Here is a 15,730-nt window from a genome sequence, read left to right as displayed (position 1 = left end):
GCCGCTCAGAACCGCACCTGGCGCCCCTGCCCGCTGCGCTCGGCCAGGTAGTCCTGGGCCGCCTTCAGCTCACGCTGCACCAGCCGCAGCGACACGCCGAGGTGATCGGCGACGTCACGCTGCTGCAGGCCATCGACGCGGATTGCCAGCAGGATGCGGCGACGCCGCTCGGGCATGCGCTGCAGCAGGCCCACCATGTCCTCCAGCGCGAAGTCCAGTTCGGCCGCCTGCGCCGGCCCCGGTGCCGGGTCGGCCATGTCCATCAGCGTCTCCACCTCTTCCAGGCTCAGCAGGCGATGGTCGGCACGTTGGCGGTCGATCACGGTATTCATCGCCATGCGCAGCAGGTAGGCCGCAGGGTTCTGCACGGCGTCCAGGCGGTCACGGCGCGCACTCAGGCGCATCCAGGTGTCCTGCAGCGCGTCACCGGCCAGCTCCTCCGATCCCAGCTTGCGCACCAACCGGCGCTTCAGCTCGTCGTAGGCCCCCAGAAGGTGGTCCATCAGGTCAACTGCGCCAGCCGTACCGTTGCTCATGTTCGAATCCTTGAAGTCATGGAAGGGGCGCGCGCCCGCCACAGTCGTGGTCGGTGCCGGAAGGACGGATCTGCAGGGTCACCGGCTGCGCCAGCGCGGCGGCCTCGGTCGCCAGCACCAGGCCCTGCAGCGCCTGCAGCAGGCGTGCATCGCGGCGGGCACTACCACTGCCGGACAGCAGCTCGGGCTCGCTCACCCGGCCCGCGCCGTCGATGCGGAAGCGCAGCGTCGCGGCGTAGCGGCCGGGCGCGATCTCCGGGTCGTCACAGAACGCCGCACGCAGCCGCTGCTGCAGCCCGCCATAGCGACGCCGACGTTCGGCCTCGGGAAGTTCGGCACCAACACGGGGTTCGGCGGCCGAGGACGTGCCCCGGCGCAGCACCACGCGCTGCGCGCCGATCACCTCGACCTCGATGCCGGAGTCCTGCAACAGCACCTGCAAGGCAGGCAGCGGCTCCAGGCTGGCGCGCAGCGCATGGCTGCTGCGGCCCGCGGCCAGGTCGCCCGGGTACATCACCGACCACCCACTGATGACGCTGAAGCGCTCGACCGCCTGTTCCAGCGGTTGCGCAGGGATGTCGTAGGCATGAACTCCGTCCTGCCCGGCAGCGGCAAAGGACAGCAGCAGCCACGCGACGATGGCCACCTTCCAAGTTCTGACCGCATGGTGTCCATTCAGCCCCCTGACGTAGAACACATGACCCTCGGCAGCGACAGCAGCTGCAGTGGACGCGCACCAGGACCAGCACCCCGGCCCGCGCGCGACCCGCAAGCGGGCTCAAACCGTAGCGGGGCCACATGTCATTGCGATGACCGCCGCCTACAGCCGACGTGAAGCCAGTCACCCATCAGGAATCAATAAATCGAACAGACCACCTCATCCACGCCTGGGGTCAGAGCCCGTTGCGAAGCAACGGGATCCGACCCCGTGCCGGCCCAAACGTGTCGACCAAGGTCGACACCCACCAAGAGCAGTTCATGCCGTTCCGGCAGATTGCGGGGAACTGTCGAAGGCGGGGTGGGTCTGGTTGCAGGGGTGTCCGCGGCATGGATGCCGCGGCCAAGCCCCCATGGAAGGGTTTACGGCGTCCCCTGCAACCGGACCCACCCCGCCATCCAACGGAATGCACGCTGTTGCTTCGGCTGTTGCTTCTGGGGTTGCCGGCCAGCGGCCGGCACTACCCGCGGGCGCCGGGTGCAACCCGGCCGCAAACCCCCGCCCTTCACAGCGGCAGCCGGGTCGTCTGCTTGATCCGCTGCATCGGAATCTCGGTCTTGGTGTTCTGCACCCCGGCGATCCGGTTCAGGTGCTGCATCTGGAACTGCCGGTAGGCATCAAGGTCGGCCACCGCCACCCGCAGCAGGAAATCGCAGTCACCGGCCATCAGATGGCATTCAAGCACTTCCGGGAAAGACTTGATGCTGTTGATGAAGTGATTGGTGGTGTCCTCGTCCTGCCCGCGCAGCCACACGCGGACGAATACCGTGAAGCCACGGCCCACCTTGGCCTCGTTCAACAAGGCCACGTAGCGGTCGATGTAGCCGCCTTCCTCCAGCAGCCGCACCCGACGCAGGCAGGCCGACGGCGACAGCCCGACCAGCCGGGCAAGCTCCAGGTTCTGCAGGCGGCCGTCGCGCTGCAGGGCGTCGAGGATACGCCGATCGAGGTTGTCGAGCTGATACTGCATGGGATTTCGCCCTTGTCACTTTTGGCCGCATGAAATATCAATCATCCAGAATCCAGTGGCATCAACGCAACCCGATTTCGCGATCGGACCGCTAGCATGGGCCACCCCCACCTCGTTGTGCCGTTCCATGGACGCCCGTACCACCCTCCCCCTGCCCGACACCTGCGATACCGCGCCGCGTGCCGAATTCCTGCGCGGCCTGCGCGCCGCCGTGCCGGTGATGATCGGTTTCATTCCCTTCGCCCTGGTGCTCGGCGCGCAGGCCGCCCAGAAAGGCCTGAGCGCACTGGAAGTGCCACTGATGACGGGCCTCAACTTCGCTGGCGGCTCGGAGTTCGCCGCCGTCGAACTGTGGACCTCGCCACCGCACATCGCACTGATCGTGGCGATCACCGCACTGGTCAACAGCCGCCATCTGCTGATGGGCGCCAGCCTGGCCCCACTGCTGCAGCACCTGCCGCGCCGCCGGGTGCTGCCGGCGTTGTTCTTCATGTGTGACGAAAGCTGGGCGATGGGCGTGGCCGATGCGCGCCGCCGTGCGCTCGGCTTCAGCCTGGCCTATTACCTGGGCGTCTCCGCGGGCCTCTACACCGTCTGGGTGGCCTGCACCGCGCTGGGTGCGATCGTCGGGCCGCTGCTGGGCGACATCCACGCCTACGGCTTCGACATGGCCTTCCCCGCCGTGTTCCTGGTGCTGCTGCGCGGCATGTGGCAGGGCATGAAGGCCGCGCGCCCGTGGCTGGTCAGCCTGGTCGTGGCCGCCGCCACCTATCTGCTGATCCCGGGTGCGTGGTACGTGGCCAGCGGCGCATTGGCCGGCCTGGCCGCCGCCTGGCTGCTGGCGGAGGACGCAGCATGATCTTCAACGGCCTGATCCACTGGTCCTCGGTGCTGACCATCGTGCTGATGGCCGCCGCCACCTACCTGACCCGCATCGTCGGCTTCCTCGCCCTGCGCAACCGCACGCTGGGCAAGCGCGCGGTGACGGTGATGGAAGCCGCCCCGGGCTGCGTGCTGATCTCGGTGATCGCTCCGGATTTCGTCGCCGACAAGCCCGCCGACCTGGCCGCGCTGGCGATCACCCTGCTGGCCGCCACGCGGCTGTCGATGCTGCCGACGGTGCTGATCGGCGTGGCCTCGGCCGGGCTGCTGCGCTACCTGATGGGCTGACTGCGGTGCGCCGGGCAAAGGCCCGGCGCTGGCCAGTCATCGCAGCACCGCCTGTACGCGCGCTGCCGTCAGGCGCTGCTGCTGGCCGCCAGCAGGCACAGGCTGCGCGGCGGCAGCGTCCAGGCGCCTTCCTCATCCGGCTCCAACGGCGTTTCGTCGGTCTGCAGCAGTACGCGCCGGAACGACAAGGCTTCATCCGACACACTGAACCGCTGCGGCTGGTCTCCGGCGTTCAACAGCAGGGCCAGGCTGACATGCCGCCCGGGCTCGCGCAGGCCGCTGTCCGGGCTGCGGCCGTCCAGCACGATCAGCAGCGCACGCAGCCCTGCGTCATGCCAGTCCGCTTCCTCCATGCTGCGGCCATCAGGATGCCGCCAGTCGATATCGCGCAGGCCCAGCGCTTCATCGTATTCGCCGCGCAGGAACCGGTTCCTGCGCAGCAGGCCATAGCGTCGGCGCAGCGACAGCGCCCGGCGTACGAACGCCACCTGCGCCTGTGCAGCCGGCGATGCCGCACGCTCCCAGTCGATCCAGCTCAGCGGGTTGTCCTGGCAGTAGGCATTGTTGTTGCCCTGCTGCGAATGGCCGAACTCATCGCCGGCCAGCAGCATCGGCGTGCCCTGCGCGAACAGCAGCGTGGCCAGCAGGTTGCGCATCTGCCGCGCACGCAACGAGAGGATCGCCGCATCATCGGTGTCGCCCTCCACACCGTGGTTGCTGGAGAGGTTGTGCGAGTGGCCATCGCGGTTGTCTTCGCCGTTGGCCTCGTTGTGGCGATCGTTGTAGCTCACCAGATCGTGCAGGGTGAACCCATCGTGCGCCGTCACCAGGTTGATGCTGGCCGAGGGCCGCCTGCCATGATGTTCGAACAGGTCGGCCGAGCCGGTGAAGCGCGTGGCGAATTCCGGCAACTGGCCGCCATCGCCGCGCCAGAGCGCGCGCACCGTATCGCGGAAGCGGTCGTTCCATTCCGCCCAGCCCGGCGGGAACTGGCCCAGTTGATAGCCGCCCGGGCCGATGTCCCATGGCTCGGCAATCAGCTTCACCTGGCTCAGGATCGGGTCCTGGCGTACCGCATCAAGGAAACTGCCCGAGGCATCGAAGCCATGCCGCTCGCGGCCAAGGATGGTGGCCAGGTCGAAACGGAACCCATCCACCCGCATCTCGGTCACCCAGTAGCGCAGCGAGTCCATCACCATGCGCAGCGCGCCGGCATTGGTCAGGTCGAACGTGTTGCCGGTGCCGGTATCGTTGATGTAATAGCGGCGATCATCGGCCAGGCGGTAGTAGCTGGCATTGTCGATGCCCTTGAAGGACAGCGTGGGGCCCAGCTCATTGCCTTCGGCGGTGTGGTTGTAGACCACGTCCAGGATCACTTCGATGCCGGCACTGTGCAGCCGCGCGACCATCTGCTTGAACTCGGCCACGGTGCCCAGCGACAGGTAGCGTGGCTGCGGCGCGAAGAAGCCGATGGTGTTGTACCCCCAGTAGTTGCGCAGCCCGCGCTCGAGCAGCTGCTGGTCATCCACGTAGGCATGCACCGGCAGCAGCTCGATGGCGGTCACCCCCAGATGGCTGAGGTGGTCGACCACCGCGTCGTGGCGCAGGGCAGAGAAGGTGCCGCGCTCGGCCTGCGGAACATCGGGGTGCTGCATGGTCAGTCCGCGCACGTGCGCTTCGTAGATCACGGTCCGGTCCCAGGGCGTTGCGGGTGCACGTTCGACACCCCAGCTGAAGGCCGGGTCGATCACCGCGCAGCGTGGCATGTAGCTGGCGCTGTCGCGGCGGTCGAAACTGAGATCGCCATCGCGGTGGCCCAGGGTGTAGCCGAACAGGTGCGGCGCCCACTTCAGCTCGCCGACGATCTGCTTGGCGTAGGGGTCCAGCAACAGTTTGTTGGGATTGAAGCGATGCCCCTCCTCCGGCGCATACGGGCCGTGCACCCGATAGCCATAGCGTTGCCCGGGCCGCACGTCCGGCAGGTAGCCGTGCCAGATCTCGTTGGTGTACTCAGGCAGGACGATGCGCTCGACTTCACGGTTGCGCGCGTCGAACAGGCACAGCTCCACCCGGGTGGCATGCCGCGAGTACAGCGCAAAGTTCACGCCCAGCCCGTCCCACGTCGCGCCCAGCGGGAACGGCCGACCTTCGCGCACCCGCGAGGTCTGCGTCCACTTACGGCTGGCCATCGGTGCCCTCCTCGCCGCGCGCCGCGGCAATCTCGGCCTCCACCAGGCGCTCGGCCATGTGCCAGTGCCGCTGCTGCTGGTCGTCCGGGCGCCCCTCCGCTTCCCAGATCTGGTGGGCCAGTGCCTCAATCCGCTGCCGTCGTTCCCTGCTGTCCATCCCTACCTGTCTCCTCGTTGATCCATATCGCCAGCGGGCTGCCAGCCAGAAGCCTGCCCACGTCCGCGGTTGCGTTGAAATGTTCGATGCGCCCGTCCAGGAGGTTGCGCATGGGGCCTGTCGGCACACCGTGCAGTGCTGCGCCGGTGCCGACGTCGTGCCCGGCGTGCAGGCTGGGCCCAGGCACGGCGGCGGGCGAACCCCGCCGCACGATCACCAGCAGCACCTGCGCCTGATGCCTGCGCGTGAACGCCAGCCACGGCGAGCGCGCAGGCGCGGACAGCAGCTGCAGCTGGCCATGCAGGAACAGGTGCGGGTGCCTGCGGCGGCACTCCAGCAATTGCCGCAGCAGGAATGCCTTGATGCCACCGTCCCGCCAGTCTTCCAGCAGCGCGGGCCACCCGCGCGTATCGCGCAGCCACGCCTGCCGCGTTGGATAGTCCACGGCACGCCGGTTGTCCGGGTCCACCAGGCTCAGGTCCCAGCCTTCGCCGCCCTGGTAGAGGTCGGGCACGCCGGGCAGGCAGTGCTGCAGGCACAGCTGCGCCAGGCCGTTGCAGGCGCCGGCCGGCGCGATGCGCGCCACGAACGTCGCCAGCGCCTCGCGCACCGGCTGCAAGGGCGCTGCGTCCAGCAGCGCGTGCAGCCACTGCGCGGCGGCCTCCTCCACGGCCACATCCGGGTCTGACCAGCTGCTGACCCGCTTGCCCTCGCGCAATGCCTTGGTCAGCCATTGCACCATCCTCGAGGCGAAGTCGGCGCCAGGGGCACCGTGCATCGGCCATGCGGCCACGAGCGCCTGCCACAGTGCGTAGGCCTCGGCACCCGGCAACGGCACCGGCGCGCCGGCGCGGGTCGACATCCGGTTCCAGCGCCGCATAGCGTCCCGCCATTCGAACGTGCAGGTACTGAGAACCGCCAGCCGTGCCCGGCTGTCGGCGCCGCGCTTGTGATCGTGGGTCGCAAGCGCAAGCAACGCCCTGGGATGGCGACGCAGGCGCGCAGTGGCGTGTTCCAGCAGCGCGCGCCCCTCCATGCCCAGCCGCTGCGGATCACTGCCGACGTCGTTGCGCGAGAGCAGCCTGAAATAGCGATAGAACCCGGTGTCTTCCACCGACTTGGCATTCAACGGCGCGGCCAGTTGACCGAAACGCGCACGCAGCACGCGCTCGGCCTGCGCCTCGCCGGCAAGCGCTGCCAGCAACAGGTCCAGCGCCGCGCGTGCGGCACCGTCCAGTGCCTGGCGCGCTGCGGCGGAAGCGTCCGCCAGCGCCTTTCGTTCACCCGCCCCCTGCAGCGAATAGGGCCGGTAGGTGCGGTAATGCCCCAGCACGGAAGCCAATGCGCGGGCCAGCGCAGCCACTCCGATATCGGCTTCGGCCAGCCGCGGCTGCAGGACCTGCTGCGCGCTGCGCAGCAGCCGCTGGAAGTCGGCATGAAGGCCCTGGCGCAGCAACATGGCGCGGGCGTCCTGCTGGATCCGGTCGAAGCTGCGCGGGTCACCGCCCAGCGCCTGCCACGTGCGCGAGAGCGCGGGTGCAGCCGCCGGATCGTGCAACCAGGCACCGGCCTGGTCCATGAAGTCATAGCCGGTGGTGCCGTCGCAGGCCCAGCCGTCGGGCAGCTGCTCGCCCTCGGCCAGTATCTTCTCCACATGCAGGCTGACGGTCTGCGGGTCACGACCGCCGGCCGCGCAGGCGGCGTCGAGCGATTCACGCAGGCGCTGCAGGTACGCGCCCGGGCAGGACAGGCCATCCACGTGGTCGATGCGCAGGCCGTCCACCCATCCCTCGCGTACCAGCCGCAGCGGCAGCGCATGCACTGCCTCGAACACATCCTCGCGCTCCACCCGCAGCGCGGCCAGTTCGTTGATATCGAAAAAGCGCCGGTAGTTCACCTGATCGCCGGCCGTGCGCCACCAGGCCAGACGGTAGTGCTGCCGCTGCAGCAGCGTGTGCAACCGTTCAACGCTGCGGTTGCAGCGTTCGGCCCACGCCGGCCACTGCGCGGGTTCCAGCGGATGGCTGCGCGGCGACAACGGCAATGCCAGGCCATGGTGGCGCAGCACGGGCCGCGCGTTGTCCACCACCAAGCGCACCACGCCGTCGCGTACCGCGTCGTGCAACGGCCGGTCCAGTACCGGCAGCCAGAGCCGGCCCTCGCAGCCCGGCGCCTCCCACTCGATGTCAAACCAAGCTGCGTGGGGGCTTCGAGGCCCGTGCATCAGCACATCGCTCCACCACTGGCTGTGCGGGGACGCCGCCAGATGGTTGGGCACGATGTCCAGGATCAGGCCCATGCCGTGCGCGCGCGTCACTTCCGCCAGCTGCCGGAAGCCCGCTTCACCGCCCAGTTCCGGATTGATGCGAGCCGGGTCGATGCCATCGTAGCCATGCGTCGACCCGGGCACCGCCGCAGCGATCGGTGACAGGTAAAGGTGGCTGACGCCCAGCGCGGCGTAGTACGGCACCTGCGCGGCAGCCGCCCCGAGGTCGAAGCCTGCGTGCAGCTGCAGGCGCGCGGTGGCACGCAACCCCGTCATTGCCCGGCCCTGCGGCGCGTGGCACTCAGGCGCGCCACGCGCGCATCGGCCGCGTCAGCATCCCACGTCGGCGGCAGGCGGCGGCGCCAGTTGGGATGGCCGCCGACGGTGCCTGGCAGGTTCACCTGTGCGCGACCGCCCAGCGCGTCTTCCAGCGGCAGCAACGCCAGCCGGGACGCCGCGTGGGCGACCAGAGACAACGCCCTGGCGTCCAGCGGCGCGCCCTCGCCGCCAACCACCGCAGACAGTGCCTGCGCGTCGCTGGCACGCGCGCGCAGTGCCCCTGGCAGATCCGCCAGCTCACCCAGGCGTGCGCGCCAGCGCAGGTCACGCCCGCGCAGCCAACCGGCCAGCGGTGGCAGGTCATGGGTGGAGGGCATCGCCACCGCATCGCGGCGCCACTGCGGCGCCGGCAGGAAGCGCGCGCCGTTGCGGGCAAACGGCAGCACCTCGATGCCCAGAATGCCCCGGGCTGCCAGCCGCTGGCGCATGCCCGGCGGAACCACGCCCAGGTCTTCGCCGATCAGCACGCAGCGATGCCGCCAGGACTCCAGCACCAGCAGGTTGATCAGATCATCGAACGGATAGCGCAGGTACACGCCCTGCCCAGCGCCCGCGCCACGGGGCAACACCCACAGCCGCAGCAGGCCCAGGATGTGATCGATGCGAAGCCCGCCGCGGCCGGCCATCACGGCGCGCAGCACGCGAAGGTAGGGTGCGAAGCCCTCGCGCTGCAACGCCATCGGTGACCAGCTGGTGATGCCCCAGGCCTGGCCGAGCGGATTGAACGCGTCCGGCGGTGCACCCAGCTCAAGTCCCTGCAGCAGATCAGCCCCCCCGGTGCGTGCCTCCACGCCCTGCGGCGCGCAGCCCACGGCCAGGTCGGCAATCAACCCGATAGAGGCGCCCTCGTCGCGCAGCGTGGCGTGTACCTGCGCCCAGCCCTGCTGTGCCAACCACTGCGCAAACGCATGGTCGTCCGCGCTGCCGGTGAACCGGTCGGCGGCATGCTGGCAATAGTGCCGCAGCGGATCGCCCTGCATGGCACGCCAGGTTTCGATCTGCGCGCGCTGCAACGGTGCCTGCGCTGCAATCCATTGGCGAACCTGCCGTATCCAGCGCCACTTCACTGCCGCCGAGTGCGACCAGTCGATGCGACGTGCGGCTGTCCCCGCTTCCACCGCCGCCGCCAGCGCCTCGTCCCCGCCCAGCACGCTGTTCGCGGCATCGGGCAATACCTGCGGCAGGGAGACCTGCAGCGGGTCGAGCCAGCGCCGGTCGCTGGGCGAATAGGGGCTGTAGCCTGGGCCCGGTGGCATGCCCGCGTGCAGCGGGCTCAACGCCAGTGCGTCGCCGCCGTGCCGGTGCAGCAGCTCGCTCCATCGTGCACAGCCGGCACTGTCACCGATGCCGGCATCACCGGGCGCGCGCAGGCTGTAGACCTGCGCCGACAGGCCCCAGCCGCGCAGCGTGCCCCGCGGCCACCAGGCACGCTGTGGCGCCACCGCAACCGCCTGTTGCTGGTCGCCCCGGCGCCACTGCCAGTAGCCGGGCTGATCCGGCACGCGCCAGCGGCCCTGCGCATCGGCACGGGCGGGCAACGCTGCGCCCTGCTCATCCACCCAGCACGCTGCACCGGCTGCCTCCGGCATCACCAGCAGCTGTCCGCAGCAGGCCGTGCGCAGGCCAGCGTGCTCGGGCACCGCCTCGCACTGCAGCCCCTCCAGCACGGCGCGCAGCACGTCCGGTGCGACCTCGCGCGCGGCACCGGACACGTCGGTCCAACGGACCAGCAGGCCCGCACGGCGGGCCGTCTCCCGCACCGCTGCATCCGTATTCATGCGGCGACCCAGCAGGCCAGCACGCCGCCGCCTGCCGGCAGCATCCCGGCCGCGTCCGGCCCCACGACGCACTCGCCGGCCGGCACCGCATGCGCCACCGGCACAGGGCCCACGTTGATCGCGATCCACCATTGGCCCGATGGCAACTGCCAGCCCGCCTGCACCGCGCCTTGGCCCAGCACGCGCGCGCCCAGCGACCGCGCCTGCAGCAGGCCCGGCTGCAGATAGCGCCTGCGCAGGCCGAGGAACTCACCCGTGCAGCGCAGCCAGTGCTGCGACCAGGGATCATCGCCGGGCGGCGGCGTGTACGACGCCTGCAGGGTCGCTGCATCGTTCGGGTCCGGAATACGCGCTCGCGCGGCGGCGGCGGCAAAGGCGCTGAAACCAGCGAACTCACGGCGACGCCCTTCGCGCACCGCCTCGTCCAGCGGCGGCGCGTAGTCGGTGAAGAACAGGAAGGGCGATTGCGCCTGCCACGGCTCGCCCATGAACAGCAGCGGGATCATCGGCGTCAGCAGGGTCAGCGCCAGCGCCGCGCGCAGCGGCGCAGGATCGGTCAGCATCGACAGGCGCTCGCCGAAAGCGCGGTTGCCCACCTGGTCATGGTTCTGCGCGAATACCACAAAACGCGCGGGCGACAGGTCGGCGCTGGGTTCGCCGCGGCGGTCGCCGCGCAGGTCCGGTTCACCCTGCCAGGCGAATCCTTCGGCCAGGCAGCGCGCCAGCAGTGCTTCGGCGCGACCGGCATAGGCCGCGTAATAGCCTTCCTGCTCGCCGGTCAGCATCACGTGCAGCGAATTGTGGAAGTCATCGTTCCACTGTCCCTGGTAGGCGCCGCGCAGCCACCGCGCCTGGTTGCGTTCGTTCTCCAGCACCAGGTGCGCGTGCGGGGCCACCGCACGTACCTCATCGGCCAGCTGCTGCAGGAAACGGTCATCGTCAATGGCGTGCACCGCGTCCAGGCGCAGGCCATCGAAGCCGTAGTCGCGCAACCACATCAGCGCGTTGTCGATGAAAAAGCGCCGCACCCAGGGCTGGCGGAAGTCGATGGCCTCGCCCCACGGCGTGCTGCGGTCGTCACGGAAGAACCCGCGCGCGTAGTCGCGCAGGTGGTTGCCCTGGGGTCCGAAGTGGTTGTAGACCACATCCAGCAGCACCGACAGCCCTGCATCGTGCGCCGCCTCGATGAAGGCCCTCAGCGCTGCCGGCCCGCCGTAGGCATGGGCCGGCGCATACGGGAACACGCCGTCGTAGCCCCAGTTGCGCTGCCCGGGAAACTGCGCGACCGGCATCAGTTCAATGGCGGTGATGCCCAGCGCGGCCAGCATCGGCAGTTGCGCGGTCAACGCCGCGAAGCCGCCCCCGGCCTCGATATGCACCTCATAGATCACCAGGTCCTGCCAGGCATGCCCCTGCCAGGCAGGCCCCGTCGCGTCGGTATCCAGCACCACCGCGCTGTCGCCGTCGATGCCGTCCGGCTGCCAGCGCGAGGCCGGGTCGGGCACGTCCTGGCCAGAAGGCAGGCGGAACCGGTAGCGGTCGCCATGCGATGCCGGCGTTCGCAGCCAGTGGCAGCCGTCCGGCTCGCGTTGCATCGGCCGCTGGGTGCCGTGCAGGCACAGCGCCATCGCGACTGCGTCCGGCGCCCACACCCGGAACTCCACCTCGTCACCGGCCACCGGCCATGCGCCCAGGCGCGGCGCCATTGTCGTCATGCATCAACCTGCAGGTAGAGCGTGGACAGCGGCGGCAGCGTGAGCCGCAGCGACTGCGCGTGGCCGTGCATCGGCCTCGGCTCGGTATGCACTGCGCCGAGGTTTCCCGCATTGCCGCCACCGTAATACGCGCTGTCGGTGTTGAGCCGTTCGCTCCAGCGCCCCGGTTGCGGCACCCCGACCCGGTAGCCGTCGCGACGCAGCGGGGTGAAGTTGCTCACCACCAGCAGGGTGCGGCCGCTGCCGGCAGGATCCCGGCGGATGAAGGCGTAGACGCTGTTGCGACTGTCGTCCGCCACGCTCCAGTCGAAGCCGCGTTCGTCGCGTTCGTCGCGATGCAACGCAGGTTCGGCGCGGAGCACGTTATTGAGGTCGCCCACCAGGCGCGACAGGCCCTGGCCCTCGTTGCTGGCCGCCCGTGCCCAGTCCAGTGCCGCATCGTGCGACCACTCATGGCCCTGGCCGAACTCGCCGCCCATGAACAGCAGTTTGCTGCCCGGGTGCGCCCACATGAAGCCGTAATACGCGCGCAGCTGGGCCAGCCGCTGTGCCGGCTCGCCCGCCATCTTGGCCAGCAGCGCGCCCTTGCCATGCACCACCTCGTCGTGGGACAGCGGCAGCACGAACCGTTCGGAGAAGGCGTAGACCAGGCCGAAGCTGATCTGGCTGTGGTGATGCGAACGATGGACCGGATCGCGCCCCAGGTACTGCAGGGTGTCGTGCATCCAGCCCATGTTCCACTTGTGGGTGAAGCCAAGCCCGCCCTCCTCCACCGGCGCTGTCACCCCCGGCCACGCGGTGGATTCCTCGGCGATCACCAGCACGTCCGGGAAGCGCTCCCGCAGCGTCTGGTTCATCCGCCGCAGGAAAGCGACCGCCTGCAGGTTCTCGCGCCCGCCCTGCTCGTTGGGTACCCACTCCCCCTCGGCACGGCTGTAATCCCGGTACAGCATCGACGCCACGGCATCCACGCGCAGACCATCGATGTGGAACCGCTCCACCCACTCCAATGCACTGCCGATCAGGTAGGCGGCCACTTCGTTGCGGCCGTAGTTGTAGATCAGCGTGTCCCAGTCGGCGTGCACCCCTTCGCGCGGGTCGGCATGCTCGTACAGCGCGGTGCCATCGAACCCGGCCAGGCCATGCGCATCGTTGGGGAAGTGCGCGCTCACCCAGTCCACGATCACTCCCACGCCGGCCTGGTGACAGCGGTCCACGAAGCGTGCGAAGGCCTGTGGCGTGCCATGGCGTGCCGTCGGCGCGTAGATCCCCAGCGGCTGATAGCCCCAGGAACCGCCGAAGGGATGCTCGCTCACCGGCAACAGCTCGATATGGGTGAAGCCAAGACCGGCCACGTACGGAATCAACCGGTCGGCCAGGGCATCCCAGTCCAGCGGCGCACCGTCGTCGCTGCGCTGCCAGGAACCCGCATGCACTTCGTAGATCGACAGCGGTGCGCAGGTTCCGGCCAGGCGGCGGGCCGCCAACCAAGCATCATCGTGCCACTCCATTGGCCCAGCCGAAGGCACCCGCGATGCGGTCGCCGGTGGCAGCTCGGCCCAGCGCGCCATCGGATCGAACTTGTCGGGCATCACCCGGCCGTCGGCGCCGACGATGCGGAATTTGTAGCGGGCACCGGCCTGCACGCCCGGCAGGAACAGCTCCCACACGCCGGCGGTGTGACGCAGCCGCATCGGATGGCGTCGGCCGTCCCACCCGTTGAAATCGCCAACCACGGCGACCCGCTGGGCATTGGGCGCCCACACCGCGAAGCGCACGCCCGCAATGCCCTGCACCTGCATCGGCACCGCACCCAGCTGCCGCGCCGCATCGGCATCACCGGCATGGAACCGCTGCAGCAGGGCTTCGTCCAACAGTGGACCGAACGCATAGGCATCGTGCACCTGCTCCACGCCCTGTTCGAAATGCAGGGCAAGCAGCGGTATCGCCGCGTCACCGGCCGCGCCCTCGAACAGGCCGGGCAACGGGCCAGGGGACAGGTTCCAGCGCCGCCCATCGTCTGCAATCACCTCGACGCGCTGCGCATGCGGCACCAGCACGCGCAGCTGGCGTCCGCCTTCTGGCTGGCGATGCGGGCCCAGCCAGGCGAATGCATCGGCCGGGCGCGCGTGGACGAGGTCCTGCAGCGCCGGGGCGATACGCTGATCCAATCCCGTCTCCGTGATCGCTTCATCCTCCAGGGCGGCCAGATGCAGGCTGTCGTGGCTCATGCGGCCACCTGGCAGGTCTGCTGGTACAGGGCCAGGTACGCGCGTCCGGCCGCATCCCAGCCACCCGGCCGCAGCATGGCGGCGCGGCGCATGGCCTGCAGCAGGCCGGGCAGGCGGAAGGTGCGCATCGCCCGTTCCACGCAGCGGCGCAGGCCATCGGCATTGGCGCCGTGGAACAGGAATCCGGTCACGCCATCCTCGACGGTATCCACCAGCCCGCCGGTCGCGTGTGCGATGGGCAGGCAGCCGAAGCGCTGCGCGTACATCTGGCTCAGCCCGCAGGGTTCGAAGCGTGAAGGCATCAGCAGGAAGTCGGCGCCGGCAAACATCTGGCGGGCCAGCGCCTCTTCGAAGCCGATGAATGCGCCCACCCGTCCGGGGTAGCGCCGGGCCAGCGCCTGCACCTGCGCTTCCACCTGCGGCTCGCCGCCGCCGATGATGACCAGCTGGCCGCCGGCCGCCACGATCTGCGGTGCCACGTCGCAGGTGATGTCCAGGCCTTTCTGGTGCACCAGGCGGGAGACCACCGCGAACAGCGGGCCGGTCGACGGCGCCAGCCCGAACGCCTTGCGCACCGCATGCGCGTTGGTGGCGCGCCCGGTCCATTCGCCGATGCCGAAATGGGCCTTGAGGTGGATGTCGCGGCGTGGATCCCAGCTGGCGTCGATGCCGTTGACGATGCCACTCAGGTGTCCGCCGGCCGCCCGGCGCGCCAACAGGTCATGCAGCCCGCAGCCGTCATCCGGGGCGGTGATCTGCTGCGCGTAGCGCAGGCTGACCGTGTTCAGCCGCGTGGCATTGGTGATGCCGCCCTGCAGGAACGACATCTGCCCGTGGAAGTGCAGTTCATCCAGGTGTTCGGCCGGCACGCCCAGCACCGGCGCAAGCGCGTAGGGGAACAGCCCCTGGTAGGCCAGGTTGTGGATGGTCAGCAGGGTCGGCACGGCTGTCCGGTCCCAACGTACGTAGGCGGCAGCCATGGCCACCGGCCAGTCATTCAGGTGCAGCAGCTGCGGCGCCCAGTCCAGCCCGGCGCGCCCGGCCGCAATCTCCGCAGCCGCATGCGAAAGCGTGGCGAAGCGGACCGCGTTGTCTTTCCACTCCTGTCCCTGCCCATCCACGTAGGGCGAGCCCTCGCGCTCGTACAGCCCAGGCGACAGCAGCACGTAGATAGGAAGGCCGTCGGCCTGCACCGCCATGCCGATCGTGCACGCGGGCAACCCGGCTCGGGCGCTGACCCGCCCCACCGGTCGCAGCTGTGGCAGGCGCTGCAGAACCTCCGGGTAGCCGGGCAGCAGCACGCGCGAATCACATGCACCGCGCACCGCACGCGGCAACGCCGCGGCCACATCGCCCAGTCCGCCGGCCTTGATGAAGTCGGCCATCTCGGTGGCGACGAACAGCACGCGCTGCACCAGTTCTGGGAGATCCAACGGTTGCGAGTGGCCGCGGCGAGTGCCGATCGGCACGGGCGTGAGCGGAGAGATCGCAACGGGTGAAGCGGACTGGGCGGCGCGGGCCATGGGGATGATCTCGGATGCTTCAGGCAGACAGACGCCAGCGGCGCCCGGACGGGCGCTTGTGCTGGGAAGGAAGTCGACGCAGGACGTGGGGGACGTCAGCGAGAGGCTCAGTACGACAATAGCCCGCCATGCGATCAA

At 69.6% G+C, this 15,730-nt stretch carries 12 protein-coding genes; 2 read left to right on the top strand and 10 right to left on the bottom strand.

The window, feature by feature from the left end:
• Window positions 1-5: 5 nt before the first annotated feature.
• The 3 genes from AC5QAB_RS06415 to AC5QAB_RS06405 form a co-directional block, all read right to left on the bottom strand.
• The gene (locus AC5QAB_RS06415) at window positions 6-536 is read right to left on the bottom strand and encodes an RNA polymerase sigma factor (protein WP_032961748.1); all 531 of its coding nucleotides are present in this window, start codon (window positions 534-536) and stop codon (window positions 6-8) included.
• 16 nt (window positions 537-552) lie between these two features.
• Window positions 553-1,233 (bottom strand): TonB-dependent receptor, encoded by a 681-nt coding sequence (locus tag AC5QAB_RS06410; RefSeq protein ID WP_041863515.1) that lies wholly within the window; start codon window positions 1,231-1,233, stop codon window positions 553-555.
• 526 nt (window positions 1,234-1,759) lie between these two features.
• Window positions 1,760-2,224 carry an Lrp/AsnC family transcriptional regulator gene (locus tag AC5QAB_RS06405; RefSeq protein ID WP_111205433.1) on the bottom strand — a complete coding sequence of 155 codons (465 nt, stop codon included), beginning with the start codon at window positions 2,222-2,224 and terminating at the stop codon, window positions 1,760-1,762.
• A 127-nt stretch (window positions 2,225-2,351) separates the two neighbouring features.
• On the opposite strand from AC5QAB_RS06405, the gene AC5QAB_RS06400 reads away from it, so the two are divergent.
• Both AC5QAB_RS06400 and AC5QAB_RS06395 read left to right on the top strand, forming a co-directional pair.
• Window positions 2,352-3,083: an AzlC family ABC transporter permease gene (locus tag AC5QAB_RS06400; RefSeq protein ID WP_049439472.1), complete on the top strand. Its 732-nt coding sequence runs from the start codon at window positions 2,352-2,354 to the stop codon at window positions 3,081-3,083.
• Window positions 3,080-3,394, top strand: a complete 315-nt coding sequence (locus AC5QAB_RS06395) for an AzlD family protein (protein ID WP_014647378.1) — start codon at window positions 3,080-3,082, stop codon at window positions 3,392-3,394. Before AC5QAB_RS06400 ends, AC5QAB_RS06395 begins: the two co-directional genes overlap by 4 nt.
• Window positions 3,395-3,462: 68 nt before the next feature.
• Here the strand turns inward: AC5QAB_RS06395 and glgX are convergent, their stop codons facing one another.
• The 7 genes from glgX to glgA are packed head-to-tail and all read right to left on the bottom strand — an operon-like array spanning window position 3,463 to window position 15,592.
• Window positions 3,463-5,583, bottom strand: a complete 2,121-nt coding sequence (gene glgX, locus AC5QAB_RS06390) for a glycogen debranching protein GlgX (protein ID WP_100450175.1) — start codon at window positions 5,581-5,583, stop codon at window positions 3,463-3,465.
• Window positions 5,570-5,740: a DUF2934 domain-containing protein gene (locus AC5QAB_RS06385; protein WP_014647380.1), complete on the bottom strand. Its 171-nt coding sequence runs from the start codon at window positions 5,738-5,740 to the stop codon at window positions 5,570-5,572. Before AC5QAB_RS06385 ends, glgX begins: the two co-directional genes overlap by 14 nt.
• Window positions 5,709-8,282 carry a malto-oligosyltrehalose synthase gene (gene treY, locus AC5QAB_RS06380; RefSeq protein WP_495233224.1) on the bottom strand — a complete coding sequence of 858 codons (2,574 nt, stop codon included), beginning with the start codon at window positions 8,280-8,282 and terminating at the stop codon, window positions 5,709-5,711. Before treY ends, AC5QAB_RS06385 begins: the two co-directional genes overlap by 32 nt.
• A complete protein-coding gene (locus AC5QAB_RS06375; RefSeq protein WP_495233223.1) occupies window positions 8,279-10,123 on the bottom strand; it encodes a 4-alpha-glucanotransferase in 1,845 nt (614 codons plus the stop codon). The genes treY and AC5QAB_RS06375 overlap by 4 nt, the downstream gene beginning before the upstream one ends.
• Window positions 10,120-11,838, bottom strand: a complete 1,719-nt coding sequence (gene treZ, locus AC5QAB_RS06370) for a malto-oligosyltrehalose trehalohydrolase (RefSeq protein ID WP_495233222.1) — start codon at window positions 11,836-11,838, stop codon at window positions 10,120-10,122. Before treZ ends, AC5QAB_RS06375 begins: the two co-directional genes overlap by 4 nt.
• Window positions 11,835-14,069, bottom strand: coding sequence for a 1,4-alpha-glucan branching enzyme (locus AC5QAB_RS06365; RefSeq protein WP_241883973.1), 2,235 nt, complete (start codon window positions 14,067-14,069; stop codon window positions 11,835-11,837). Before AC5QAB_RS06365 ends, treZ begins: the two co-directional genes overlap by 4 nt.
• Window positions 14,066-15,592, bottom strand: coding sequence for a glycogen synthase GlgA (gene glgA, locus AC5QAB_RS06360; protein WP_080354736.1), 1,527 nt, complete (start codon window positions 15,590-15,592; stop codon window positions 14,066-14,068). The genes AC5QAB_RS06365 and glgA overlap by 4 nt, the downstream gene beginning before the upstream one ends.
• Between the last annotated feature and the right edge of the window lie 138 nt (window positions 15,593-15,730).

Source organism: Stenotrophomonas sp. YJH_SMC_127, assembly GCF_059372445.1.
This window is presented reverse-complemented; position numbering and strand designations above follow the sequence as displayed.

Coding starts and splice junctions, on each gene's coding strand:
- AC5QAB_RS06415 (WP_032961748.1), bottom strand. CDS start 536: ATGAGCAACGGTACGGCTGGCGCAGTTGACCTGATGGACCACCTTCTG.
- AC5QAB_RS06395 (WP_014647378.1), top strand. CDS start 3,080: ATGATCTTCAACGGCCTGATCCACTGGTCCTCGGTGCTGACCATCGTG.
- AC5QAB_RS06375 (WP_495233223.1), bottom strand. CDS start 10,123: ATGAATACGGATGCAGCGGTGCGGGAGACGGCCCGCCGTGCGGGCCTG.
- treY (WP_495233224.1), bottom strand. CDS start 8,282: ATGACGGGGTTGCGTGCCACCGCGCGCCTGCAGCTGCACGCAGGCTTC.
- glgA (WP_080354736.1), bottom strand. CDS start 15,592: ATGGCCCGCGCCGCCCAGTCCGCTTCACCCGTTGCGATCTCTCCGCTC.
- AC5QAB_RS06405 (WP_111205433.1), bottom strand. CDS start 2,224: ATGCAGTATCAGCTCGACAACCTCGATCGGCGTATCCTCGACGCCCTG.
- AC5QAB_RS06400 (WP_049439472.1), top strand. CDS start 2,352: ATGGACGCCCGTACCACCCTCCCCCTGCCCGACACCTGCGATACCGCG.
- glgX (WP_100450175.1), bottom strand. CDS start 5,583: ATGGCCAGCCGTAAGTGGACGCAGACCTCGCGGGTGCGCGAAGGTCGG.
- treZ (WP_495233222.1), bottom strand. CDS start 11,838: ATGACGACAATGGCGCCGCGCCTGGGCGCATGGCCGGTGGCCGGTGAC.
- AC5QAB_RS06365 (WP_241883973.1), bottom strand. CDS start 14,069: ATGAGCCACGACAGCCTGCATCTGGCCGCCCTGGAGGATGAAGCGATC.
- AC5QAB_RS06385 (WP_014647380.1), bottom strand. CDS start 5,740: ATGGACAGCAGGGAACGACGGCAGCGGATTGAGGCACTGGCCCACCAG.